Source organism: Actinomadura scrupuli (assembly GCF_050971785.1).
Lineage (GTDB): Bacteria > Actinomycetota > Actinomycetes > Streptosporangiales > Streptosporangiaceae > Actinomadura_E > Actinomadura_E scrupuli.
Window position 1 is genome coordinate 131066 of record NZ_JBPCCU010000014.1, and the last position, 23257, is coordinate 154322.

Annotated in this window: 29 protein-coding genes, 2 tRNA genes and 1 pseudogene; 18 read left to right on the top strand and 14 right to left on the bottom strand. The window is 68.0% G+C overall.

Annotated features, from left to right (window positions below):
- The first annotated feature begins 407 nt into the window (after positions 1–407).
- Both ACRYCC_RS40980 and ACRYCC_RS40985 read left to right on the top strand, forming a co-directional pair.
- The gene (locus tag ACRYCC_RS40980) at positions 408–929 is read left to right on the top strand and encodes an NADPH-dependent FMN reductase (RefSeq protein ID WP_433819497.1); all 522 of its coding nucleotides are present in this window, start codon (positions 408–410) and stop codon (positions 927–929) included.
- On the top strand, positions 926–1465 hold the full coding sequence (locus ACRYCC_RS40985) for a flavin reductase family protein (RefSeq protein WP_433819499.1): 540 nt from the start codon (positions 926–928) through the stop codon (positions 1463–1465). Before ACRYCC_RS40980 ends, ACRYCC_RS40985 begins: the two co-directional genes overlap by 4 nt.
- 22 nt (positions 1466–1487) lie before the next feature.
- On the opposite strand, the gene ACRYCC_RS40990 is transcribed toward ACRYCC_RS40985, so the two are convergent.
- The 3 genes from ACRYCC_RS40990 to ACRYCC_RS41000 form a co-directional block, all read right to left on the bottom strand.
- Positions 1488–2513: a phosphotransferase enzyme family protein gene (locus ACRYCC_RS40990; protein ID WP_433819500.1), complete on the bottom strand. Its 1026-nt coding sequence runs from the start codon at positions 2511–2513 to the stop codon at positions 1488–1490.
- 134 nt (positions 2514–2647) lie between these two features.
- Positions 2648–3052 (bottom strand): DUF7144 family membrane protein, encoded by a 405-nt coding sequence (locus ACRYCC_RS40995; RefSeq protein ID WP_433819501.1) that lies wholly within the window; start codon positions 3050–3052, stop codon positions 2648–2650.
- Between the two features lie 215 nt (positions 3053–3267).
- On the bottom strand, positions 3268–3783 hold the full coding sequence (locus ACRYCC_RS41000; RefSeq protein WP_433819502.1) for a DUF1360 domain-containing protein: 516 nt from the start codon (positions 3781–3783) through the stop codon (positions 3268–3270).
- Between the two features lie 249 nt (positions 3784–4032).
- Here ACRYCC_RS41000 and ACRYCC_RS41005 point away from each other — a divergent pair, with 249 nt between their 5' ends.
- Positions 4033–5064, top strand: coding sequence for a DNA topoisomerase IB (locus ACRYCC_RS41005; RefSeq protein ID WP_433819503.1), 1032 nt, complete (start codon positions 4033–4035; stop codon positions 5062–5064).
- Here ACRYCC_RS41005 and ACRYCC_RS41010 read toward each other — a convergent pair.
- The gene (locus ACRYCC_RS41010) at positions 5051–5734 is read right to left on the bottom strand and encodes an NAD(P)-dependent oxidoreductase (protein WP_433819504.1); all 684 of its coding nucleotides are present in this window, start codon (positions 5732–5734) and stop codon (positions 5051–5053) included. The two genes, ACRYCC_RS41005 and ACRYCC_RS41010, sit on opposite strands and share 14 nt — an antisense overlap.
- A gap of 104 nt (positions 5735–5838) precedes the next feature.
- On the opposite strand from ACRYCC_RS41010, the gene ACRYCC_RS41015 reads away from it, so the two are divergent.
- Positions 5839–6213, top strand: coding sequence for a winged helix-turn-helix transcriptional regulator (locus tag ACRYCC_RS41015; RefSeq protein WP_433819505.1), 375 nt, complete (start codon positions 5839–5841; stop codon positions 6211–6213).
- A 15-nt stretch (positions 6214–6228) separates the two neighbouring features.
- Here the strand turns inward: ACRYCC_RS41015 and ACRYCC_RS41020 are convergent, their stop codons facing one another.
- Positions 6229–6786 carry a TetR/AcrR family transcriptional regulator gene (locus ACRYCC_RS41020; protein ID WP_433819507.1) on the bottom strand — a complete coding sequence of 186 codons (558 nt, stop codon included), beginning with the start codon at positions 6784–6786 and terminating at the stop codon, positions 6229–6231.
- A gap of 123 nt (positions 6787–6909) precedes the next feature.
- Between ACRYCC_RS41020 and ACRYCC_RS41025 the strand changes: the two genes are divergently transcribed.
- Positions 6910–7923: an aldo/keto reductase gene (locus ACRYCC_RS41025; protein WP_433819508.1), complete on the top strand. Its 1014-nt coding sequence runs from the start codon at positions 6910–6912 to the stop codon at positions 7921–7923.
- Positions 7924–8288: 365 nt separating this feature from the next.
- On the opposite strand, the gene ACRYCC_RS41030 is transcribed toward ACRYCC_RS41025, so the two are convergent.
- The gene (locus tag ACRYCC_RS41030; protein ID WP_433819510.1) at positions 8289–8612 is read right to left on the bottom strand and encodes a YciI family protein; all 324 of its coding nucleotides are present in this window, start codon (positions 8610–8612) and stop codon (positions 8289–8291) included.
- A gap of 91 nt (positions 8613–8703) precedes the next feature.
- Between ACRYCC_RS41030 and ACRYCC_RS41035 the strand changes: the two genes are divergently transcribed.
- Positions 8704–8868, top strand: coding sequence for a hypothetical protein (locus ACRYCC_RS41035; RefSeq protein WP_433819511.1), 165 nt, complete (start codon positions 8704–8706; stop codon positions 8866–8868).
- 225 nt (positions 8869–9093) lie between these two features.
- On the opposite strand, the pseudogene ACRYCC_RS44015 reads toward ACRYCC_RS41035, so the two are convergent.
- A pseudogene (locus tag ACRYCC_RS44015) lies at positions 9094–9318 on the bottom strand (EamA family transporter); the annotation flags it as partial.
- 22 nt (positions 9319–9340) lie between these two features.
- Between ACRYCC_RS44015 and ACRYCC_RS41045 the strand changes: the two are divergent.
- Positions 9341–9997, top strand: a complete 657-nt coding sequence (locus ACRYCC_RS41045; RefSeq protein ID WP_433819512.1) for a LysR substrate-binding domain-containing protein — start codon at positions 9341–9343, stop codon at positions 9995–9997.
- A gap of 554 nt (positions 9998–10551) precedes the next feature.
- Here the strand turns inward: ACRYCC_RS41045 and ACRYCC_RS41050 are convergent.
- A complete protein-coding gene (locus ACRYCC_RS41050) occupies positions 10552–10914 on the bottom strand; it encodes a hypothetical protein (RefSeq protein ID WP_433819513.1) in 363 nt (120 codons plus the stop codon).
- Positions 10915–11642: 728 nt separating this feature from the next.
- On the opposite strand from ACRYCC_RS41050, the gene ACRYCC_RS41055 reads away from it, so the two are divergent.
- Together ACRYCC_RS41055 and ACRYCC_RS41060 are read left to right on the top strand one after the other, a co-directional pair.
- Positions 11643–12140: a hypothetical protein gene (locus tag ACRYCC_RS41055; protein ID WP_433819514.1), complete on the top strand. Its 498-nt coding sequence runs from the start codon at positions 11643–11645 to the stop codon at positions 12138–12140.
- A gap of 78 nt (positions 12141–12218) precedes the next feature.
- Entirely contained in the window at positions 12219–12584 is a 366-nt protein-coding gene (locus ACRYCC_RS41060) for a hypothetical protein (RefSeq protein WP_433819515.1), read from the top strand.
- A gap of 470 nt (positions 12585–13054) precedes the next feature.
- Here the strand turns inward: ACRYCC_RS41060 and ACRYCC_RS41065 are convergent.
- Positions 13055–13128: transfer RNA gene (locus ACRYCC_RS41065), tRNA-Gly, on the bottom strand.
- 91 nt (positions 13129–13219) lie between these two features.
- Here ACRYCC_RS41065 and ACRYCC_RS41070 point away from each other — a divergent pair.
- The 3 genes from ACRYCC_RS41070 to ACRYCC_RS41080 all read left to right on the top strand — a co-directional run bounded on the left by ACRYCC_RS41070 (position 13220) and on the right by ACRYCC_RS41080 (position 15149).
- Positions 13220–13293: transfer RNA gene (locus ACRYCC_RS41070), tRNA-Pro, on the top strand.
- Between the two features lie 342 nt (positions 13294–13635).
- Entirely contained in the window at positions 13636–14250 is a 615-nt protein-coding gene (locus ACRYCC_RS41075; RefSeq protein WP_433819516.1) for a type IV toxin-antitoxin system AbiEi family antitoxin domain-containing protein, read from the top strand.
- Positions 14250–15149, top strand: coding sequence for a nucleotidyl transferase AbiEii/AbiGii toxin family protein (locus tag ACRYCC_RS41080; RefSeq protein ID WP_433819517.1), 900 nt, complete (start codon positions 14250–14252; stop codon positions 15147–15149). The genes ACRYCC_RS41075 and ACRYCC_RS41080 overlap by 1 nt, the downstream gene beginning before the upstream one ends.
- A gap of 153 nt (positions 15150–15302) precedes the next feature.
- On the opposite strand, the gene ACRYCC_RS41085 is transcribed toward ACRYCC_RS41080, so the two are convergent.
- The 3 genes from ACRYCC_RS41085 to ACRYCC_RS41095 all read right to left on the bottom strand — a co-directional run bounded on the left by ACRYCC_RS41085 (position 15303) and on the right by ACRYCC_RS41095 (position 16552).
- Positions 15303–15509, bottom strand: coding sequence for a hypothetical protein (locus ACRYCC_RS41085; protein WP_433819518.1), 207 nt, complete (start codon positions 15507–15509; stop codon positions 15303–15305).
- A 123-nt stretch (positions 15510–15632) separates the two neighbouring features.
- The gene (locus ACRYCC_RS41090) at positions 15633–16004 is read right to left on the bottom strand and encodes a hypothetical protein (protein WP_433819519.1); all 372 of its coding nucleotides are present in this window, start codon (positions 16002–16004) and stop codon (positions 15633–15635) included.
- A 44-nt stretch (positions 16005–16048) separates the two neighbouring features.
- On the bottom strand, positions 16049–16552 hold the full coding sequence (locus ACRYCC_RS41095; RefSeq protein WP_433819520.1) for an ATP-binding protein: 504 nt from the start codon (positions 16550–16552) through the stop codon (positions 16049–16051).
- A gap of 174 nt (positions 16553–16726) precedes the next feature.
- Here ACRYCC_RS41095 and ACRYCC_RS41100 point away from each other — a divergent pair, with 174 nt between their 5' ends.
- The 3 genes from ACRYCC_RS41100 (at position 16727) to ACRYCC_RS41110 (ending at position 18452) form a co-directional block, all read left to right on the top strand.
- The gene (locus ACRYCC_RS41100; protein WP_433819521.1) at positions 16727–17389 is read left to right on the top strand and encodes a helix-turn-helix transcriptional regulator; all 663 of its coding nucleotides are present in this window, start codon (positions 16727–16729) and stop codon (positions 17387–17389) included.
- A gap of 69 nt (positions 17390–17458) precedes the next feature.
- A complete protein-coding gene (locus ACRYCC_RS41105) occupies positions 17459–17911 on the top strand; it encodes an NsdA family TPR-like regulatory protein (RefSeq protein WP_433819522.1) in 453 nt (150 codons plus the stop codon).
- Positions 17912–17927: 16 nt separating this feature from the next.
- A complete protein-coding gene (locus tag ACRYCC_RS41110; protein ID WP_433819523.1) occupies positions 17928–18452 on the top strand; it encodes an NUDIX domain-containing protein in 525 nt (174 codons plus the stop codon).
- A 211-nt stretch (positions 18453–18663) separates the two neighbouring features.
- Here ACRYCC_RS41110 and ACRYCC_RS41115 read toward each other — a convergent pair whose 3' ends face one another.
- Positions 18664–19617: a WD40 repeat domain-containing protein gene (locus ACRYCC_RS41115; protein WP_433819525.1), complete on the bottom strand. Its 954-nt coding sequence runs from the start codon at positions 19615–19617 to the stop codon at positions 18664–18666.
- A 275-nt stretch (positions 19618–19892) separates the two neighbouring features.
- Here ACRYCC_RS41115 and ACRYCC_RS41120 point away from each other — a divergent pair, with 275 nt between their 5' ends.
- Positions 19893–20840, top strand: coding sequence for an NAD(P)-dependent alcohol dehydrogenase (locus tag ACRYCC_RS41120; RefSeq protein WP_433819526.1), 948 nt, complete (start codon positions 19893–19895; stop codon positions 20838–20840).
- A gap of 55 nt (positions 20841–20895) precedes the next feature.
- Here the strand turns inward: ACRYCC_RS41120 and ACRYCC_RS41125 are convergent, their stop codons facing one another.
- Positions 20896–21462, bottom strand: coding sequence for a hypothetical protein (locus ACRYCC_RS41125; RefSeq protein WP_433819527.1), 567 nt, complete (start codon positions 21460–21462; stop codon positions 20896–20898).
- A gap of 687 nt (positions 21463–22149) precedes the next feature.
- On the opposite strand from ACRYCC_RS41125, the gene ACRYCC_RS41130 reads away from it, so the two are divergent.
- Positions 22150–22458 (top strand): hypothetical protein, encoded by a 309-nt coding sequence (locus ACRYCC_RS41130; RefSeq protein WP_433819528.1) that lies wholly within the window; start codon positions 22150–22152, stop codon positions 22456–22458.
- Entirely contained in the window at positions 22455–23108 is a 654-nt protein-coding gene (locus ACRYCC_RS41135; RefSeq protein WP_433819529.1) for a 2'-5' RNA ligase family protein, read from the top strand. Before ACRYCC_RS41130 ends, ACRYCC_RS41135 begins: the two co-directional genes overlap by 4 nt.
- Positions 23109–23257 lie beyond the last annotated feature (149 nt).

The window sequence follows — 23257 nt, forward strand, 5'->3', positions numbered from 1 at the left end:
CCCCTGCGCGGGAGCGGCTCCCGGATCGGGGCGACCGGAGGCGGATCTTCGGCCGTATGAAACGAGACTGTCACCGGCATGTAGCACTGGGCGTCATCCCGGTCTCTAATGTGGAGGACATCAAGACCTCCGCGGTCGGGCGGGGACGGGGTTCCAGTGGAGCACCGTCCATCTCGGACCGCGGGGCTGTGACGTGGCAGGTCGATCGGTCATCGTCGGCTCCTCCTCGACAGACGAGGGCGCGGATCGGCCAGGCACGCACGGCGGACCGGCGTCCGCGCGGCGGTACCCCAGGGGTGGGAGGCATCGCTGCGCGGACGCAGGCGGCCGCTTTTCCCTATATAACCTATTGACTTAGTATGAATAGCTCGGCGAAGATGGTGACGTACCCCTCGAACGGAGTCACCGTGAGTCTCGTGGTCCTCGTCGGCAATCCGCGTCCGGAGTCCCGCACGCACTCGGCCGCCGTCGCCGCGGCCCGCGCCGTCGCGGGGGCCGCCGGGATCGACGCCGAGCCCGTGGTGATCGACCTCTCCGCGCTGGCCCCCGGGCTGCTGCTCGCGGAGCAGTCCGCGGAGATCGGCGACGCGCTGGCCGCGGTCACCTCGGCCGATCTCCTCGTGGTCGCGAGCCCCACCTACAAGGCGACCTACACCGGCCTGCTCAAGGTGTTCCTGGACAAGCTGCCCTCGCGCGCGCTCGCGGGCGTGGTGGCGCTCCCGCTGCTGGTGATGGGCGCGCCGCAGCACGCGCTGGCCGTGGAGGTCCACCTGCGGCCGCTGCTGGTGGAGCTGGGCGCGACCGTGCCCACCCCGGGCCTGGCGCTGCTGGAGTCACAGTTCGACCGGCTCGACTCCGTCCTGGCGGAATGGGCCGGCACCATCGTCTCTGCCGTGCAGGGCGCGGTCACGGCAGAGGTGGCCCGGTGACCGGGGCGTCGTTGGCACGGCCCGCCCCGGTCACCGGTGAAGACCTGGCACAGATCACCCCGGAGGAGTTCCGGAGCGCGCTCGCCCGGCACGCGGCCGGCGTGGTCGTGGTGACGGCCCGGCCCGAGGCGGGGCCGGCGGGCCTGACCGCGACCTCGTTCACCTCCGTCAGCCTCGACCCCCCGCTCGTCTCGTTCTACGTGGCGCAGTCGTCCCTGACGCTGCCGCGGCTGCGGGAGGCGCCGACCTTCGCGGTCAACGTGCTCGGCCACGAGCAGGCCGAGCTCGCGGCCCGGTTCGCCGCCCGCGACGTGGACCGCTTCGCCGAGCCGACGGCCTGGAGTGCCGGTCCGGCGGGGGAGCCGCTGCTGGAAGGGGCCGTGGCGCACCTGGTCTGCGAGTGGTACGCCACGCACGCCGTCGGTGACCACTGGCTGATCGTCGGCCGGGTGACCGGCGTGCGGCTGGGGGAGAGCGCGGCCCCGCTGATCTACCACCGCGGGGTCTTCGGCCGCTTCCACCCGCACCCTTCCTGATCTCCGCCCACCGGCCGGGGCGTCACGACACCTCGAGGATCTCGTCGCCCGGCTCCGCCGTGCGGGCCGGGGCGTAGGCGGCGGCGAACGCCTCCAGGGTGTTCTCCAGCTCGGTGGTCCACCACTGCACGAACGCTGCCGCGGCCGGGCCGCGGTCGAGGTGGCGCCGCTCGAACACCGAGACGTCGCAGAGCCGTTCCCACCAGAGGCGATGTGCCGCGGACTGGATCGCGGCGGCGTCCAGCGCGAAGACCGCCGCGTGGCCGCGCACGAAGGCCGTCACCCGTTCGAGGTCGAGGCCGCGTTCGTCTCCGTACCCGAACAGCGACGTCGCGGCCCGCACCAGCTCGGCGGCGAACGGCGCGATTTTTACCTGGTCCCAGCCGAGGATCGCGACGACCCCGAGCCTGCCGAACAGCAGATTGCCGGTGTGGAAGTCACCGTGCACATAGCCCACCGTGACCGCCTCCATCTCGGGAGGCTGGTGGTCGGCCAGGTCACCCAGCAGCTCCCGCCGTTCGTGCAGGTGGCGTTCGGCCAGCGCGTCGAAGTCGTCGCGCGGCTCGGGCAGCCCGGCCAGCAGCCGGTCGACGGTGGCGATGGCGTCCCGGGCGCGGGGAGTGGGGATCAGCATGGCCTGCTGCACCGGCGGCGTCATCCGGTCGAGCTCGCGATGCACCCGTCCGAGCAGGGCACCGAGCTCCCGGCAGGTGGGCAGCGAGAGGTCCAGGCCGTCGCGGTGGCGCCCGTCGACCCAGCGGTAGAGCGCGTACCGCCGGCCGTTCGCGGTGACCAGGGTGCGGCCGTTGGCGGCCGGGATGGGCTCCGGCACCGGCAGACCGGCCGCGGCGAGCGTCCGCGCCACCCGGTGCTGGAAGAGCAGCTGCGCGCGGCCGAGGTCCGGAAGCTCGCGCAGCGCCAGCGGGCCGTCGGCGGTCTCCAGCCGGGTGAGCCCGGCGGAAGGGGTGCCGTGCTCCTCGGGCGCGGTCAGGTCCCAGCGGCGCAGGACACGCGACCGTACGTCGTCGGGGCTGAGCAGAGTCGACACCGTGGGCCTCGGGGTACGCACTCGGAGCGTCGGGGGCGATCCCGACGGTACATGATCCGAATGTCTTTTCGAAAGGCGACGCTCCAACCGGCCGGATATCGCCTCCCCGAATGCCGGGTGCCCCGGGTGGCCGGTCAGATTCCGACCGCGTCCGAGGGCGGGGCGGTCAGCGCGTAGATGACGACCACGCACAGCGCGATGACCAGGACCGACCACAGCGGGAATGCCGCGAGGAAGAACAGCTGGAACAGCGCCGCCAGGAACGCCAGCACGATTCCGAGCTCCCGGGCCCAGTGCTGCCCGACGAGAATGCCGATACCCGCGGCGATCTGGAGAATGCCGAGGATGAGCAGGAGCCAGCCCCAGGCGGTGAAGTTGAAGATCAGGAGCCGGTCGTCGGCGACGAGGTAGTAGCGCTTGTTGAGCAGGGCGGCCAATCCGTCGATCACATTGAACGCGCCCACGGTGATACCGAGAATTCCGGCGAATGCCAGCCAACCGGACGTAACGGGCTTTTTCCGCGAGGTGACTCCGGCCATGGTGATCCCTCTCCTCGGAAATCCTTTTCCTCTCCGGGGCTGCCCTTGTGTGCCTGCGAAGACACCCTTATGCGGACGAACTTGAATCGTTCGATGCGGGGTCTTTGTCGGCGGATACCCCTTCCGGTGGCCTGCGTTCGACCTCCCCGTCACGGCCCGGCCGGCTCGGCCACGGCATCCGGACGGGCCGCCGCCCGGCGGACCTGGCGGCCGTCCTAGCCCTCCGCCGCCTGCTGGAGCCGCGCGTAGGCGAGCTGCAGCCAGTCCGAGCCCGCCACCGCGGTCATCGTCGCCCCGGCCAGCCGGGTCAGCTGCGGCGCGAACGTCAGCCCGGCCACGTAGGCCGTGGCCACCCACTGGGCGGTGCAGAACGGGCACACCACCAGTTCCCCGAGGGCGTGCTTGGTCTTGCCCTCCTCGGTCCGCGGCTCCTCGGCCAGCTCGGCCGGACCGGAGGTCCCCTTGTAGCGGGTGAACGGCGCCCGCAGGGGGCTCATCACCGGATCCTTGGTGATCGTCCGTGAGATCTTGTGCGTCGCGACGGTCATCAGCGCGAGATCGCCCAGTTTGACCGTGGGAGGGCGCCGTCCCAGCAACTTGGCCGCCAGCATCAGGCCGCCGACCGCTCCGGCATAGGCTCCGAGCGTGCCCAGATAGGGACCCAGCGGCCGGTTCGCACCGTGCGCGTACGCCCTCTTCTCGTCTTCCAGAGCGTTCGCGATCGACTCCATGGCTGCCTCTCCTGGTCTGATACGGGATGTGGAAGTTCCTGGTCCCTTCCCCCGTAAGCCGGACTCATCCCCCTGGCCGCTCCCGAGGATCGGTGTTCCCCGCCACGGGCGGGCGCCGCCGTCGCGAGGCCGTGGTTGGAGGGGCCCGGGCCGGGTAGTCGGCCTTCACCGCGGCCGGTAGGTCCGGGGAGCCGCTGAGCATGAAGATCCGTGGCGAGGTTTCTCGCCGGGGATTCGCGAGGGACGAACATGGAGCGTGAGCTGCGACGCAGTGATCCGGAAGAGCCCGGTATCCGCAGGACGCGCTGGGGCCGGGGGTTCCGCTACCTGCGGCCGGACGGCCGGCCACTGCGCGATGCCGGTGAGGTCGCCCGCATCAAGGAGCTGAAGATCCCGCCGGCATGGACGGACGTGTGGATCTGCGAGTCCCCGGACGGTCACCTCCAGGCCGTCGGGGTCGACGCCGCCGGGCGCCGGCAGTACCGCTACCACGACGACTGGCGCGAGCAGCGGGACCAGGAGAAGTTCGACCGGATACTCGACTTCGCCGCAGCCCTGCCGCGGATCCGGGACACGGTCGCCGATCACCTCGAGGTCCGGGGGTTCCCGCGGGAGCGTGTGCTCGCCGCCGCCGTACGGCTGCTCGACCTCGGGCTCTTCCGGGCCGGCGGGGAGGAGTACGCGGCCGAGAACGGCACGTACGGGCTCGCCACCGTGCTCCGCGAGCACGTACGGTGCTCGGCGGGCGAGGTGCGTTTCGACTACGTCGCCAAGAGCGCCAAGCAGCGGGTCCAGGCGATCGCCGAGGAGCCGGTCCGCAAGGTCGTCAGCGGGCTCAAGCGGCGCAAGGACCAGAGCCCCGAGCTGCTCGCCTACCGGAACGGCACGGGCTGGCACGACGTACGGACCGCCGACATCAACGACTACCTCCGGGAGATCTCCGGCGGAGACTTCACCGCCAAGGACTTCCGTACCTGGCACGCGACCGTGCTGGCCGCCGTGGGACTCGCCGTCTCCGTCCAGGCCGGAAACCCCGGCTCGGAGGCGGCCCGCCGCCGGGCGGTCGCGCGGGTGGTCTCCGAGGTCGCCGACTACCTGGGCAACACCCCGGCGGTCGCCCGTGCCTCCTACATCGACCCGCGGATCATCGAGCTCTACGAGAAGGACGTCACCATCGGCCGGGTGCTCGGCGAGCTCGGCGCCGACACGCACGTCGGAGAGCTCGCCACCCAGGGCACGGTGGAGAAGGCGGTACGCGGACTGCTGCTCAGGAATCGGTGACGGCTCGGTTGAAGACGGAGACGCGGGTGCCGTGGTGCCGGGGCGTCTCGATCTCGTCGACGACCGCGACCGCCAGGTCGGCGTAGGACAGGTGCGCCGAGGCCGGCGGCGCGGTCTCTCCGCCGATCCGGTACCGGCCCGTCCGCGGCCCGGCCTGGTCCAGCAGCGCGGGCGGGGTGAGCATGAGCCAGTCGATCACCGTGTCCCGCTCCCGGAGCCGCTCCAGGCCGGCGGTGTGCGCGGCGGCGAACGGCCTGATCTCGGGCGGGAAGACCGAGGGATCGTCCATCAGCGGGCGGCCGTGGGCGTCCGTGAGGTTCGCGAACAGGCCGATCAGCAGCAGCCGGGGCACACCGGCCGCGGTCAGGCCGTGCAGCAGAGCGTCGGCGGCCTTGACGAAGAACTGCGGGTCGAGCCCGGCGAAGCCCTGCTCCGGGCCGTTGAACGGGGTCACCGCGTGGACCGCGGCATCGTGGCCCCGCACGACCGCCCCGATCGCCCGCGCGTCCGTGACGTCGCCTCGTACGACCGAGACGCCTGCCGCCTCGATGTCACGGTGCCTGCCCGGATCGCGGAGCACGGCGGTGACGTGGTGTCCGCGGTCGCGCGCCTCGGCCGTCACCGCCCGTCCCGCCCGGCCACCCGCTCCGAAGATGACGATGCTCTTCATCTCGCTCCCATCCGGCTGTGTGTTCGCTGCCGCGTGCGCCGCCGGACGAGACGGTATCCACGAGATACCGATTACCTCAAAGATACTGGGCTAGCCTGGCAAGCATGGCCGAGTCCCTGGACCCCGAGATGTTCGATCCCATGTGCCCGTCCAGCGCCCTGCCGTTCCAAATCGGTGACAAGTGGACCGGGATGGTCGTGCTCTGTCTCGACGGCGGCCGCCGGCGGTTCACCGAGCTCAGGGGCCCGCTGCGCGGCATCACCCCGAAGGTGCTCACACAGACGCTGCGGGCGATGGAACGCGACGGCCTGGTGACCCGTACGGCCTACGACGAGAACCCGCCCCGGGTCGAGTACGAGCTGACGGCGCTGGGCCGCAGCCTGCTGACCCTGATCGAGGCCGCGCGCGCCTGGAGCAGGGAGCATCTCCCCGCACTCCTCGAGGCCCGCCGGGAGCACGAGTCGTCCGGCCTGCGCTGAGCACCGCGCCGCGGGTCAGGTGTGGATCCCGGCCAGGGCCATGGTGAAGATGAGCTCCCGCTGGTCCTCGCCGGTGAACTCGACGGCGGTGACGCCGATGATGAACCGCATGACGGCGTCGATGTCGGTGTCGCCTCGCGCCGCGCCGGCCTCCTGGGCGCGGGCGAGCAGCGGTTCGCCGGACTCGTAGAGCGCGTCACGGCAGGCGCGGAAGGCGCTGGAGTCGCGGTTGAGGCCATCCAGCAGGGCCTGTTTCGTGCCCATGTAGATCATGAATTGGCGTAGCCAGGCGACCAGCGCCTCCCACGGATCGGCGTCGGCCTGCTCGTCGCCGAACCGGCACAGCGCGTCGACCTCCGCCACGTAAACGCTCTCGATCAGGTCCTCACGAGTCGGGAAGTTCCGGTAGAGGGTCCCGATGCCGACGCCTGCTCGCCGGGCGATCTCTTCGAGTGAGGCGTCCGTTCCCAGCTCGGTGAACGCGCTCCGGGCCGCGGCGAGCAGCGCGTCGAAGTTGCGCCGTGCGTCGGCACGGTGCGGCCGCCGTTCGGCCAGGAGGTCCGCCACTCCCACGTCAACGCTCCATTCCCGGTACCGCCGTTTGCAAGCGGAGGGGCCCTCCGCTAATGTGGAGGCCTCCTCCACTATAGCGTTCGCCGTGCGTGGAGGGGCTTCAGCACGGCCGAAGGGGGAGAGATGAACCGCAGAATTCTCGGTGGGACGGGCATGTCGGTCAGTGAGCTCGCGCTCGGGGCGATGATGTTCGGGGCCATGGGCAACACCGACCATGACGAGTCGATCCGTATGATCCACACGGCGCTGGACGCCGGCGTCAACTTCATCGACACGGCCGACGTCTACTCCGCGGGCGAGTCCGAGGAGATCGTCGGCAAGGCGCTCAAGGGGCGTCGCGACGATGTCGTACTGGCGACGAAGTTCGCCCTCCCGATGGGGCCGGACGCGAACCAGTGGGGAGGCTCGCCGCGCTGGATCGCCAGGGCGGTCGAGGACAGCCTGCGGCGGCTGGGCACCGACCACATCGACCTCTACCAGATGCATCGCCCGGATCCGGACACCGACCTCGACGAGACCTTGTCGGCGCTGTCCGACCTCGTCCGGGCGGGCAAGGTACGCGCCATCGGCTCGTCCACCTTCCCGCCCGAGCTGATCGTGGAGGCGCAGTGGACCGCGGAGCGTCGCGGCCACCACCGCTTCCGCACGGAGCAGCCGCGGTACTCCATCTTCACGAGGACGATCGAGGCCGCGGTGCTGCCCCTCGCGCAGCGCTACGGCATGGGCGTCCTGACCTACGGGCCGCTGAGCAGCGGCTGGTTGTCCGGCCGGGCGGACCCGACGAAGGGGCACCGCGTGGCGACCGCGGCGCGGGGCTTCGACCTCACGGTCCCGAGCAACCAGGCGAAACTGGAGGCGCTCGGGCGGCTCACCGCCCTCGCCGACGAGGCGGGCATGCCGCTGACCCACCTGGCGACCGCGTTCGTCCGGTCACACCCGGCCGTGACGTCCGTTCTCATCGGCCCCCGGAAGCCCGAACAGCTGGAGGATCTCCTGGCCGGCGCGGATGTGCGGCTCAGCGAGGACCTCCTCGACCGCATCGACGAGATCGTCCCTCCGGGTACGGAGCTCAACCCGGCCGACAATTACGTCGCCGTACCACGGGCCATCGAGGACAAGCGCCTGCGCCGCCGCTGACCCCGGCTCCTGGACGTCGTACGCGTGGTCCGGCCGGCCGAGTGCCCGATGCAGTTCACGCCAGAAGGGCGCTACCCCAGCCGGTCGCGGCGGCGGGTCAGGCAGGCGGTCTCGGCGGTGTTGCCGGCCAGTTCGATGGCTATGTCGTAGGCGGCGCGTGACTGCTGGCTGTGGCCGAGCCGGCGTAGTAGGTCGGCGCGGGTGCTTGGCCTCGCTTGTTCTCGCGTCGGATTCGGTCGCGTACGCCTCGGCGGCCGCGTCCTCGGCGATGTCGAGGTCACCGAACCGTCTGGTCAGGGCGGCGACCACCCGGGCCCACTCCTCGCGGTGGGCCCGGGTGATCGCCTCCCGGACGTCGATCACGCTCATAGGAACGGCCGCACCTCGACCTTCCGGTTGCAGGCCTTCGACCCGTCGGCCGCCAGCTTGAGAGCCACGTCGAGGTCGGGAGCCTCGAGGATCCAGAAGCCGATGAGGAACTCCTTCGACTCCACGAAGGGCCCGTCGGTGAACAACGCCTCCGCGCCGCGGTTGTCGATCACCGTGGCCGTGCTGGGCGCGCCGAGGCCGCCGGCGAAGACCCAGTGACCCTCGGCCTGGAGCCGGTCGTTGAACACCTCGATCGCAGCCTGCTCGTCCGGGGTGGCGAGGTCGGTCGAGCCGGCGATCACGGAAACCAGATACTGCATCTCGCATCATCTCCTGATTCGGGGACGCCCCTCGCGGGCGACCACTCACCCGTACTACGAACGCCTCCGCCCCGATCCGACACCACCGCCCGTGATCGTCATCCGTCCCAGCAGGGGAGTGGAGACCGACCCGTTTTGGGAAGCGCGTAAGAGCCTGACCGCCGAGCAGTTCGGCCTCATCTACGAAGCACTGCCTGATGCCGAGGCCCAACTGCTCGTCGAGACCGACATCGAGAGCGGTCTGCACGTCCAGTGACTCCCGTGCGGTCGAGGCGCGGGCGTACCCAAGACGTACGTGCCTGACCGGCGTCCCCGCGTCTGGACGGCCTGCGTGGTCATCTGTGCCCGGTAGCGCCTGCCGGCCATCCCTTCGGCGGCCCGGGACGCGCTTTTCGCTGTCATCCGAGCCGTCCGACTCCCTGGCGACGACGAAGACACCAATGACCACGAGCCCCATCCCCGTCAAGTGATAGGGATGGAGTCTCTCGCCGAGGAACACGACGGAGAGGATCGCGCCGCTTACTGGTGTGAGGGCTGTGAAGGCAGCCGCGACCGCGGTATCGACGGTGCCCAGGCTGTCGTACATAAGGACGACGGCCACGCCGTTGACGGCCACCCCGGTATAGATCATCAGCGCCCACGCCTGCCAGGAGATATGGGTGATCATGTCCCGGTCGAACTCAATGGCGGTCGGTACGGCGAACATGAGTGCACCGACGACTGACAGGATGAGCGACAGTGCCGCTGGAGGAATGGGCCTGGTCAGAAGACCCAGCGCCCTGAACGCCTCGGCCGCCCCCCTCGTCGCGGAGCTGGCCGCGCTCCATCCCCTCCTGCGGCCCCGGATCATGCAAGCCGAACCGGAGGACGCCGTCCTCATGCTGAAGCAGCACAGCCTGGACCTGACGGTGTCCTACCGCTATCACCTGCTCGGTACCCCGCCGCCGAGCGGAACCACCGTCATCGGACTCTTTCACGACCCGCTCATGCTCGCCGTTCCAGAACGGTGGCGGGAGGCGGTCGGCCGCGAAGGGCTGGGAGTCCTGCGCGATCCTGCCTGGATCTCCGCCCCGGAACCGAGCAGCTGCCGCGAAATACTCCTGCACGCCTGCTGCAATGCAGGGTTCACCGCGCGCATCGACCACAGCTGCGGCGATCTTCGCTCGGCCCTGTCACTCGTCGCGACCGGCCAGGCCGCAACCATCCTGCCCGGCCTGCTCTGCGACGACCCGCCCATCGGCACGGCCATCCTGCCCCTGCCCGACCAGGGACGCATCATAGAAGCCATGGTCCGCGCGGGCACAGAGTCGCAGCCCGCCATCGCTACAACTCTCGCCATCCTCACCCAGCTCGCGGAGAGGCGGTCACCGACCCCACGCGGGTGACACCTCAGCATTCGGCCGTCGATCCGCGATTTCTTCCATAAAGGAGGACGCCCCCACGCCATCTCCCCATACCTCTTCGTCCCGAACTATAGGCAGCCACAAGGTCGGGCGCTCCCGGGGCTGGTCGGGGTGTGCGTTGGGGTGCGGTGAGGGCAGGCGTTGTGCGGTGGTGTTGCTGTACTTCAGTGCTGTAGTGCAGTGGCTCTAACCTGCAGCAGTACCCCGTAATTCGAGGGCAACCCCGACCCGTACCGCAGGGCCGGCCACGGCCCGAGGAACGGAAGCGAGAGCCCCCAACCCGGGCAGAGCTCGGCCACCCACGGCGATCGCCCTGCGCCTCAGCCGGTGACTGTCCGCTTTTCAGAGCTAGCAATCGCCCTGGTCGCAGGGAACCTGCCGAGGTGGGCTATCCGTTTCCCAGAGCCATAGCCTCGTGGGGCTCATACTGCAACGCTGCACGCTGGAGGTGACCCGAATCGCGGTGAAGTACCGCACGCCGGTGGACTGCTGTCCGACGGCACCGAGCCGTGGCGGACCTCCGACGACCTGCCCACCTACCTGCGTTGCTGACGAACCCGCCAGATCCGCTTCTCCGCCTTTTCAGGGGCGTCTATGCCCAATCGGATCCGCCGCCGCAGCTTGTACTCAACGATCTCGCTCAGCGGTGAGTCACGCCACTTCCGCCACTTCTTCGGCCGCCTGTTCAACAGCCGCTGTTCAACGCCATCCTCGACGGCCGCGTCAGGCGCACCCTTGGCATCACCGAGCACCTGGCGCGTGCGGTGCCGATTGGCACGATGCATCAGCGCCCGGCTACGCGGGATGTTCTTGCGCGAGCTCTTGTCGTTCTCGCCGTAATCGTTGCGCCGATCCCTGGCGTAGCTCAGTCGCTTCTTCTCCTGCGGTGTCCTCCGCATCACGCTCCTCCGTACCCGCCGCTTTCCTTCCGCCAACGCCTGACGGGGAAACCGGGCCCGATCCGAAGCCTCGCCATATTATGCCTGCGGGACTGCTCATGAGCTTCGTTGCATGCCTGAACTGGACCGGACCGGTGGCGTGTGGTGCCGCGACGAAGTGTCATGAATGTCAACGAGGTCATCAGTGATCTGCTGGAGAGCTTGCCCGCTGACGATAATTGACGCTTCAAGTCTCGCTCACCCCCTCGAGTGTCGCTTCTGTGACGAGCACCAACCCCATACTCTCGTCACCACCTGCCTCACCACGACCGAGGGGTTGCTGGCCAAATGGGCCCGGCGCATCAGCATCCTTCCCGCCCGGCCCGACCGTTCCCAGGTCGTAGCCGTCGTTCGTGAATGGACCGGCCCTGTTGTGCTCTCACCAGGCCATGCCGCCGAGATCGGGCTGGAGGAGTAGCAGGCCGTGACGGCGACTCGGCAGAAGATCGCGGTCCGGGTGCTCTGTCACCGCTCTATAAGCTCGATCTACCTATCGAGCCCATTACGGTTCAGCGCCAGCAGACCGGTACGGCATCTTCACGATCAGGTACGTTCGTCGGCCTTGATGGTGCCGAACAGTGCGGCCAGTTCGCGCCGGTCGAACTTCAAGCGCCGCTGCCGCTGTGCCAGAGCGCGTTCGTGCCGTACTCGCTGACGATCAGCGCCAACGGGTCTGGCAGACTCTCCGGGTGACGGTGCGCCTGGGCGATAAGAACCGGTTCGCCGTGGAGATCGGCAACTGGCGCGGCGGTCTGTGCCGGGTGGACCTGTGGGCGGCCAGCCAATGGTTGACCTGCGACGACAACTGGGCCTACGTCAACCAGTTCCGACGCACTGTGCAGACCGATTGTGCGTGGCTGGCCGCAGGTGGAGGCTCACCGGCGCCTTTCCCCGGACTGTCCTTCGCGGCCACCCACCAGCGGCTGCGCGCCGACGATGAGGGACTAGGCGAACAGTGGTGGTTCCTGCACTGGGGCCCCACGACCGACAACGTGGCCGCACATCTCTTCCGCGACGGGGACCATCTGACCATCACGCTGCAGTTCTGGCGGGAGAGACACCTGCGCCTGCACCCCGAGCACGTCGGAACCGTTTTCGTGGTCGCGATCGACACCGGGGAGTTCGTCGAGATTCTGCGGGACACGATCGCCGCTCTTGAACAAGAACCGACTTCGCTGTCGCCGTGACCAGTGCTTCTGCCTCCTTGATGGCAAAGGCTGAATAGGGCATCGCCTGAGCTGGTCGTTCCGGTCTACGGTGCTCCGATGGATCAAGAGCCGCAGAGACTAGGAGAGCTGTTTCCCACGTTGGTCGGCGAACTCGTCGGCCTGCTTCGGGCGGAGGGTGAGGACGAGCTCGCCTCGTGGGTGCCGTTTCTGCGATTTCGGGAGTGGTGCTCGTGTGATGAGGACTCCTGCCAGAGCTTCTACACGGCTCCGCGCCCGGAAGGCGCCTACGGCCCCGGTCATCGCTGTGTGTCTCTCCTGCAGGAGAAGGCGATGATCGTGCTGGACGTGGTCGACGACGACATCCGGTTCGTCGAGATTCTCGGTGGTGCGCCCCTTTCGGCCGGGCCGCCCGCGAACCCTACAGGCGGCAACCGGCCCGCACCGGGTACGGGGACGCGTTAAGGGCCGTCGTGCGATCCGTGGCCTTCACCTGTATCGGGCGGAAGGGCCGGCCTGACCCACGGTCGAGATCATGTCGCTGATCATCACCCTGGGACTCCTGATCGAAGCGGTCGCCGAAATCCGGCAGAGCCGGGCAACGCCACGCACAGGCCGCCGCGGGCCGTACCGCTGCCAGCGGCCTACGGGCGGCTACCAGGAATCCGGCACCCTCTGCGCGGCCGATCGGCGTCCGGGGCACGGGCCGTCCCCGGCGCGCGGGCCTAGCCGGTGATGCTGTTGCGGATCTGTTCGGCAGGCCGTGGGTGTACGGGCGCGGCCTTGGCCGAGGAGATGTCCAATCCGCTGTGCAGGCCACTGACGTGATCGTTAGTGGTACGTGAAGCACCGTGATCCCAGTGGCGAACGGGTGACGAACGATCACTGGAGTGATCTTGCTCGAACGCGATGATGTCTCTGGCCTGGTAAAACGCTGGAGCGGGCGACGGGAATCGAACCCGCGTAGCCAGTTTGGAAGACTGGGGCTCTACCATTGAGCTACGCCCGCATGCCCCGAGCCGGTGCGGGTTTCCCCTACACTTGCCCAGTGCCACTCGCGTAGCGTACCGGTTTCCGGGGGTCCTTTGCGAAGCGGTATGCGGGGTGTGGCGCAGCTTGGTAGCGCGCGTGCTTTGGGTGCACGAGGCCGTGGGTTCGAATCCCGCCACCCCGACGTTAAGCCTCAGGTCAGAGCCCTGATCACCACGAAGGTGATCAGGGCTCTGATCATCTGACCGTCATGTGCCCGTGGGATCTGACGTGATCACTGTTCATCCGGTGGCATCGCATGGCACTGGTTTGGGGTCGTCCGGGCTGTCACTCGTGACGCCGAGCTGACATAGAAGGTCGGCGGTGGCCACGCGGCACGTCCGGCGGTGCACCTAGCGGGAGGCTCGTGCAAGCCTTCGCAGGCAGTCGGGCGCTGGCTCTCCATGATGTCTTTGTGATGCTCTGGAGGTCTGAGCCATGTATGGATTCCTACCCCCTGACGACGTGGAGGGGTAGGATTTAATACATGCGAGCGTCCGAGTCTCCTGAGCCGGTGTCTCGCCTGGGCCTGCTCCGTCCGACCTTCACCTCGGCGGAGGCGCTGAGGGCGGGTGTTTCGTCGCGTGACCTCACTCGTCTGCTCGCGGCGGGTGAGGTCCATGAGCTCTCACGGGGTGTCTACCGGTCGGCGTCTGCTCCTGAGAGTGCGTACCTGGACCTCATCGCGGTGGCCAAACGGGCTCCGCAAGCGGTGGTGTGCGGAGAATCCGCACTGGCCTTGCACGAGCTGATCGATGACATCCCGTCCGTCGTACATATCGCGGTGCCTCGGGGTGCTCATCGGCCGTCGATCTCCTATCCGCCTGTTGTGGTCGCTCAGTACGCAGCTGAGACCTTCCGGTTTGGAGTGGAGGAGTTCGAGGCGGCGCCAGGCGAGGTGGTCCCGGTGTACGGCGCGGCTCGCAGCGTGGTCGATGCGATGCGTCATCGGAAACGGATCGGCGAATCCCTCGCGCTCTCCGCTCTCGGGCGCTACGTCCGCGGGGGCGGGCGTGGTCGTGTGGCTGAACTTCAGCAGATCGCCGAGGTGCTCGGGGGTCTGTCCATCATCCGTCCTGCCGTGGAAGCGGTGCTCGCCTGATGCCCAATCCCTCCCGGGACACGACCGCCGGCCGCGTCTACAACGACTTACGGAACCTGGCGCGTCGAACCGGCCGGTTGACCGATGAGGTCATGGTCGATTACGTCCTCGAACGTTTCCTGTACCGAATGTCGATCTCGCCCTCGGGAGGCCGCCATTTCGTGCTGAAGGGCGGATTGCTGCTGGCGCAGTTCGGCGCTCGCCGGATGACCCGCGACATCGACATCCTCGGCCGCTCGCTCTCTGGTGAGGAGCCCGAGATCATCAGCAGGATCGCCGGAATCGCCGCCACTGAGGTCGACGACGGTGTGATCTTCGATGCGGGGACGCTCAGGACCGTGCCGATTCGTGAGGACGAGGAGTACCACGGGCTGCGGCTTTCCATGGTGGCCACTATCGCCAGGGCCAGGCTGAAGCTCCAGTTGGATGTGAGCTTCGGTGATCCGGTCACGCCCGACCCGGTCCTGATCGACTACCAGCAGCAACTCGTGGAGGAGAGCTTCCAGCTGCTCGGATATCCGATCGCCACAGTGATCGCAGAAAAGCTCTCCACAGCCGTCGCCCTGGGCGGACTGAACACCCGCGACCGGGACTACGCAGATCTCTACCGGCTGCTGACGCTCAACGATCTGGACGGCCGTGAGGTGACGGCCGCACTCGCCGCGACAACGGCCCATCGGGGGATCCCTCTGCAACGGCTCAGCCCGCTTATCGGTGGCCTGGCCGAACGCCGCCAGGCGTCCTACAGGGCCTGGCTCCGACGTCAAGGGCGAGCTGCCGGCGGATACCCCAAGAGGTTCGGCGCCGTCCTCGATCTGGTCGTCGCCTTCGCGGATCCGCTCCTGGACGGTCGGGTCGACAAGCTGCGCTGGTTCGCAGGCCTGGACACCTGGTCTTGAGCCAGAGCACTGATCACCACGAGGATGATCAGTGCCCTGATCATCCGACCGTCATGTGACTGTGGGATCTAACGTGATCACTGTTCATCTGGCGGCATCTCATGGCACTCTTCCCGACTCCGCTCGGCCCGTCGAGCGTGACGAACAGACCACTCATGTCGCGCGTGATCGGGCGTGCTGTTCACGGGACAGATCGATCAACGCTCGCCGTACTTCCTCGACGGTCGCCTCCCCGAACTGGAGGTTGACGGAGAAGTTGAACTCGTCCCGTCCCCGCATCGCCTCGTCCAGGCGACCGTCCGTGAGGTCCACGGCAGAGTAGTCGAGCAACTCGGCCGCGTCGTAGCCTCCGGTGGCCATGAGCCGGTGCCATTCGGCGTACCCGGGTACGGGCGGAATTCGAAGACACTGGCACGGAACCGGCCGGGCAGCCGGTCGGTGACGTCCCATAACCGCCGGACATGGCGAACGGTCGCGGCCAGCTCATGCCGGGTCTCGGTCGGGAAGCCGACCGTACGCGGCGCAGAACGCGCGGTACAGCTTCGTGGCCTGCGCGGCCCGGATCACCTGGCGGATGATCGCGGTGCCGATCGCGTCCCAGAGATTCGGGTTGCGGAAGCGGGCGACCGGGCCGAGCCCGGCCAGGGCGCCGCCGAGGGCGGGGACATCGAACGGCAGGACGACGTCGAGCTTCAGTCCGTCCTCGGCCGGGCTGAGCGGCTGCAACTCGGGCCCGTGCTGGCGGACGGTTACCAGCCGTTGGCCGCCGTTGGGCATCTCGAAGGCCCGTACGATTCCGTCCGGCGCGGTGTGCCAGGCGGCCTGTTCGGTCATGGTGAAGGTCGGTCGCGCCATGTCTCCCGCTCTCCCTATGGCTTCTGTGAACCCGCCTCATCCCATCAGCCACCTCCCTCAACTGGGAGTTCGCACCAGACGACCTTTCCGCCGCCAGGAGGGAAGTAGTAGCTCCATTGCTTAGCCAGGCACCCGACGAGGAACAGCCCGCGGCCGCTCTCGTCGTCGGGCCCGGCGTCCTTCATCACGGGAGCCTCGGGGTTGGAGTCCCAGACCGCGACGACAAGGCGCTGTCGATCGGACTGCAGCCGCAACCGGATGCAGGGCAGCGCACTCGATCTTGCAGGTTGGTCGAGATCCACCGATGCCTTCAGCCCGTTCGTCACCAGCTCGGAGACGAGCAGTTCGGCGACGTCGGTGCAGGCCCTCAGGCCCCATCGCGTGAGTAAGTCGGCGGTGTGCTTGCGCGCCCAGTACGCGGTGCTGGGCAGGCACGCGAGCTCTATCCAGTTCTCCAGCGGCCACTGCGGGGGCTGTTCGCCCGGCATACCGATCGCCTCCATCTCCGCCCTTACTGCGACCGGACCTGATAAGCCGATGATGCTCACGGTCCGTGTCCGTAGGTGGTTGTTCTGGTAACCAGACAACTGGGCTGCCCAGCCATGGACCAGAGCACGCAAGCGGCAACCATGCGGCAGAGATGGCGCATGAGATGGCTTGACCAGCGGGGATGGGCGGGAGACCGTTATCACTGGAACGGCCACGACGGAGGAGGCCGGATCATGGCGCTCAAGCGGTACCGCCTCGCGCAACGACGGCGCGCGGTCGGACAGACCCAAGAGCAGCTGGCGGAACGGCTGGGCGTCGAGCGTTCCACGGTCGGTCGTTGGGAGCGCGGCGAGACAGACCCTTCGGCATACGTACGGCCTCGGCTCGCCCGCGAGCTACGCGTGACGCTCCTCGAACTCGACGACCTGCTGGTGGATGGGCTGACGGCCGCTCCGCCGCCGGTGGTCGTGGGGCCGTCCGACGAGTTCGGGGCCTCTGCTGCTCCTTGGCCCACGTCGGATCTGGCGGCGATGCATGCCTTCCGGGCGGCCGATCGGCGGCTCGGCGGTGGTCACATGTACACGACCGTGACGACCTATCTGCAGGTGTCGATCGCGCCGCAGATCTTCGGGACACGCGGTGGCGACGGTGCGGCCGTGTTCACCGCTGCCGGGGCGCTGAGTGAGATGGCCGGCTGGATGGCCCATGACGCAGGCCATGATCAGATGGCAACACTTCAGGCGTTCGTACGATCTCGCTATGATGGGCGGCGACCGCCAGCTCTGCGCGCACATCCTTGCGAGCATGAGCCATCTGGCGCTGCATCTGGGCCGACCAGCAGAAGCGATCGAACTGGCGGAGCGGGGTCAGTCGGCTCTCAACGACGCTTCGCCTAGTCACGGGGTTACGGCCCGCTTGATGGCCATGCAGGCACGTGGCCTGGCGGCAACCGGAGAACCCGGCCTATGCGAAAAGCATTACTCCAAGCTGAATGCGCGCTCGGCGGTCATCCGGTGGAGGAGGTCTCGCCCTGGGTCAGTCAGTTCGATACGGGTTCGCTTGCGAACGAGTCGGCCCGGTGCCTGCGCGCCTTGGGAGAGCTGGACGCCGCTCGCCGCCAAGCCGAACAGATCATCGCTCTGCGGTCACGTGAACAGGCGCGAAGCCGGCCCTTCGGCCACCTGCTGCTCGCGTCGGTAATGATCGCCCAAGGCCGCCCCGACGAGGCTTGCATCGTGATCCAGGAAGCTCTCAACGCGACCGAGTCGCTCGCTTCCTTCCAGGTCGTACAGCAGTTGCAGCAACTGCGAGAGCAGCTGATGCCCTACCGCACGGTCGGTGCGGTCGCACGGTTTCTGGAGTGCCTGAGCGAGGCGGTCGGCGAACGGTTGAGCCGCTACTCGCGGTTGGCTGTGTAGGGGAGGAGGTCGAGTCATGGCTGATGCAGAAGCACCGCTGTACGAGCGCGATCCCGATGCCTGGAGGGCACACCTCGCCGAGGGGAACGCGACCCAGCCACGCAAACGGGTAGGCGCCGACCTTCTGTTGCGTGACGCTCAGGGACGGGTGCTGCTGGTCAACCCGTCGTACAAGCCGGGTTGGGACCTGCCGGGCGGCATGTCCGAAGCGAACGAGGCTCCGGTCGAAACCGCGCGCCGCGAACTCAAGGAGGAACTGGGCTTGGACACGCCGGTCGGCGCGTTGCTGTGCGTCGACTGGGTTCCACCGCACGGCCCGTGGGACGACTCGTTGATGTTCATCTTCGACGGAGGTGTCCTGACGGCCGGGCAGATAGGTGGGCTCCGGCCCCTCGACGGTGAGCTGGACTCATTCGAGTTCTGTGCGGAGCAGGAGATCGAGCAGCGTCTCCGCCCGCGAGCCCATCGAAGGCTTGTGCAGGCGCTCGCCGCAGCCCGAGCCGGCTCTCCCCGCTACCTTCACGATGGGGTGGCAGGCTGAGCCCCGTCTGAGTTCTTCCCCTCCATCACCTGGAGGCGAAGAACTCATACAGGTCAGCGTCGCTCCTTACTGTTGGTTCACTTCAGGAGCACGTCGCGTCGTAGCGCTCGTCCGGGTCGCCCGCACACACCGCCGCTGATGGCCATGGGTGACAGCCACGTGTTGGTCTGTGCCAGGGGTGAGCGGTGGGGGCTGCTGGATCGGTAGCTGTTCAGAGGAGCGGCTGCAGGGTGATGTCTTCTTGGTAGGCGCTGGTCGCGATGATCGTGGTGCCGTCGGGGTATTGGCCGACTGCGATGTCGTTGCCGTGGAGCGAGTCGTCGATCAGTGCTCCGGTCAGCGGGTTGAACTGCCGTATGATCTTGTCTTCGCAGAGGGCGAACAGGCGGGCGCCTCCGGGTGCGGGGCCCGCAATCACCGGTCCGCCCCAGCGGGCGGTGTGGATGGGTCGGCCGATCGGTTCTCTGGTCACCGCGTCCCAGCGTCTGATGTCGCCTTCGTGGTCGGAGCTGGCGAGCAGGATCTGCCCGCTGGGCAAGGTCGTCGAGGTAAGGCTGGAGACCTGGAAACTGTGACCTTTCAGTGCTGTGCCGATCGGTTCTCCGCTGACGGCGTCCCAGAAGCGGATCGCCTCGTCCTCACCACCAGAGGCGATCAGTATCACCCCGCCGGGAAGGGTGAGGACGTCGATGGACTTGACGCAGATGCGGTGGCCTGCCAGCGGTTCCCCGATGGGCTGCCCGGTGACGGCGTCCCACCTGTAGACCAGATGGTCGTTCCCAGCGCCCGCGAGGATCGACCGGCCATCGGGCAGTGCTGCAGCGGCCACCGACCAGATCGTGTCACCGTCGGAGAGGTTGCCCGGTAGCGGTTCGCCGGTGAGCAGATCCCAGCGGTAGACTCCCTCCTCCCCACCAGAGGCCAGCAGCATCCGCCCACCCGGAGGGCGGATCACGGTAAGGCTGAAGGCCCCAGAGTCGTCGGGAACACGCCACCTCTGCTCGCCAGAGCCTGCGTCCCAGCAGCCGATCGTGCCATCACCCAGCCTCGCCGCCAGCAGCATCTCGCCCTGCGGCGACAGCGTCAGCAGCGATGGTCCAACCGCCCTGTCGGTAGGGCTGGAGATGACGATCGTGCCGTCTTGCCCTGGGCCGGCCCCTGACATCGCACCTCCCAGGTGATCATTGGTCCAGCGATCGTATGGGCTTTCGCATCCCGCTGGACCTGCTGGTCACCGCCGGGACGGCAGCGAGGTGACATTGGAGGATCGGCGTCAGGTCAGTTGCTTGCGGAGCTGGTCGTTCGCGACGGTAACGTCCAACCAGTCACTCGATCGGCGGCATGAGCGGACGTCTCGCTGTTTTCTGTCCGGAATCTTCGGGGCGCCTCAGCCACGGAAGGGGGGCGAGGAACGTGCACCGGCGAGCATAGGGTCGGGGCATGAAGGCCGCGGTGTATGCCAGGTATGGAGCGCCGGATGTGGTTCGGATCGCTGAGGTCGACGAACCAGTGGTAGGAGACGGTGATGTCCTGGTCAGGGTGTATGCGACTACGGTCAACCGTACGGATTGTGCTTATAGGGCCGCCCGGCCGTTCTTCATCAGGGTGGCGACGGGGCTTCGGCGGCCGCGCCGGGCGGTGCTGGGGACCGAGTTCGCGGGGATCGTGGAGGCGGTCGGAGAGCGTGTCGAGCTGTTCGAGGTGGGGGATCGGGTCTTCGGTTACAACGAGGGGCCCTTCGGGACGCACGCTGAGTACGTGGCGGTGGCGGAGAAGGGGATGATCGCGACCGTGCCGGAGGGGCTCTCGTTCGAGGAGGTCGCTGCGGGGACCGAGGGTTCGCACTACGCGCTGGCGTTCCTGCACGCGGCCAAGGCGGCCGGTGGGCAACACGTCCTCGTCTACGGGGCCACAGGGAGCATCGGTTCGGCGGCCGTGCAGCTGCTCAAAGCGAGAGATGTGCGGGTGACGGCGGTGTGCGGGACGGAGCACGTGGAGCTCGTGCGGGGGCTGGGAGCCGATCGGGTCATCGACTATCTGAAGGACGACTTCACCTCCGAGGGGCCGATCCACGACGCGGTCTTCGATGCGGTGGGCAAGAGCACATTCGGCCACTGCAAGGGACTGCTCAAACCAGGCGGGGTCTATCTGTCATCCGAGCTCGGGCGCGGCGGCCAGAACCTGCTGCTGGCATTGCTCAGCCGACGAGTGAAATTCCCCTTTCCACGCGAGGGCGCGGAGGTGATGCGGGAGATCCGGGAGCTGATCGCCTCCGGGAGGTACAGGCCCGTAATCGACCGGCGGTACCCGTTCGACGAGATCGTCGACGCCCACCGGTACGTCGAGACGGGCCAGAAGATCGGCAACGTGGTCGTCGGGCTCCGATGAGTTCCGCTGGCGAGGCGGGTCCCTCTTCCCGACGAAGGAGGAGACATGCGCGAACCTATTGAATCGACGAACCTCGACTCCTGCGATCCACCAACATCTGGCAGGCGACGGACGACTGAAACCCAGACCACCAGTGCTCAGCAAGCCCGGCGATCCGCGCTTTGGCGAGCCTTGCAGAGGGGTCCTCGGGAAACATCCGCTCGTCGGCATGAGCGGATGTGTTGACCTCGGTCAGGCCACCGGCTGCAGTGTCGTCCTCGGCGGATCTTGGAGAGGGCTTCGAGGGCTGTTTTGTCGGCGTCGGCGAGGGTGTGGAGGTACTTCTCAGTGGTGGCGATGGTGCTGTGGCCGAGACGTTCCTGACGACCTGCAGATCCGCGCCGCCGGCGAGGAGCCAGGAGGCGTGGGCGTGGTGGAGGTGGTGGAGGTCGTGGATGCGGGGCATGAAACCGAGGCTGGCCGCTGTGCGAGCGGGGTCCCAGATGGTGCGGCGGAACCAGTCTTCTTGATCATGGAGGACCTGATGAGCCACCAACCGCGACATGCCACCGTGTACACCATTGACGTGCCAGACGAGGAGGCTGCTCGCGAGGTCGCCCGGGTCTTGGTCGAGCGTGGTCACGCTGTGGTCCATACGGCTCCTCGATCGCCGGGAAGCGGGTCGTTCGATCGCTTGGGTGGATCCTGGTGGAGGGTCGTCGGCCTCGATCAAGGCCCCTATCCGAGCGACGACGAGTACTGGTGGATGGCTGCCGAGGAACGGGTCGTCTCCGGCCTGGCCGAGGAACACGGTGGTAGTTACATGTGCTCGCAGGCTCAACCGGACACGGCCCGGCGCTTCCTCGTTCAGGGGGAGATCCTCGCCGATCGAACCGTGGATCAGGTGCGAGACGTACGGGCGACCTTCGTCACGACCGGGCGGCCGAGGCTTTCGGCGCGACAGCAGCCCTGTGCGCCCAGGAGATCGGCACCAGCCAGGCCGTCGCCTTGAGCGCGCAGGCCAAGACCGCGCGGTGGCGGCGCCGGTACGCGGAATCAGCAGAGCTGGCGGCACGCGGATACGGGTGCAGCCCGGCGACACCGATCCGCATCCGTTCTCGCTTGTCAGGAGGCCAACGCCGCCGGGCTCATGGGTGATATCAGCAGAGCACGTCGAGCACTGCACCGCGCCGAGGAGGTCGCGACCAGTCCACTTGCCCCGGACTCCGGATCATCGGCGTGGTCGTGCCCCACACCGCGCCGGGCGCTCTACGCGCTATCGGTCGCTACCCAGGCCGGCGATCCGGACGCTGCGCTGGAGGCTGCCGAGTTGGCGGACGCGGGATGGGCCGCCGGCGATCCGTGGGTCGCCGGTACGTGGGCGCAGGTACGCGTCGGGGCCGGGATCGCGTACATCATGAAGGGTTCCCTCGACGGAGCCGCAGAGCAGATCGCTCCCATGCTGACCTTGGCACCGGAGTTGCGCATGGCCACCGTCACCGGATACCTGGAGACCATGGACGTACGGTTGCGCCAGCGCCGATTCCGCAACAGCACGCTGGCCTGGCGGCTTCGCGAACAGATCCAGGAGTTCAACGCCGCCGCACTACCTGCCCAGCCTGCTGAGGAGAACGTATGAGCCCGATGCCGGTCGACATGGCCGACCGCTGGGCCGACCGGCGCGAGCCCGCGCCCGGCGAAGGCCTCTTGTACTGGCACATGCTGCTCCACGATCACCCGCAGGTGCAGGCGCTGGCCAGACGAGCCCAGGACCGGCTCGCCACCTTCCCCGGCCTGCACCTGGTACCGAGCAAGTGGCTGCACATCACGACGCTCGTCGTCGGTCCGACCGATGCGATCACTGCGGAGCAGGCCGACACCATGGTCGCGGTGGCGGGCCGCCTGCTGGCCGGGATACCACCGATCGACGTCCGCTTCGGGCGGATCCTCTACCACCCGGAAGCGATCATGCTCGGTGTAGAGCCCGGCGATGCCCTCGACCCGGTCTTCCGCGCCGTACGGGCCGCGACCCGGCACGCGACGAGTTCAGACGGCGTCGTAGACCATCAGCCTTGGACACCGCACGCGACCTTGGCATACAGCACCCAGGTCCAGCAGGCAGCCCCGATCATCGCTGCCCTCGGACGCGAGCTACCGTGCTGCGAGACCACCATCGGCTCGGTCAGCCTCGTCGTGCAGGATGGCCCAGAACGGCTCTGGGACTGGCACCCCATCGCGACGATCCCGTACGGAAGTCCACCGAACCCCGCCCCCCGCATCCCGGGCTAATCGAAAAGCGCCCGTTGCCCGCCCGTGCTGCGTTCGCTGCCGCAGGTCGCCACGGTCGACTACGTCTGACGTCGCCTGCCATCGGACGACCGAGTGCATCAGGACTGCCACGATCATCAGCGCGAGATTCAACTCCCATCAACGCACCT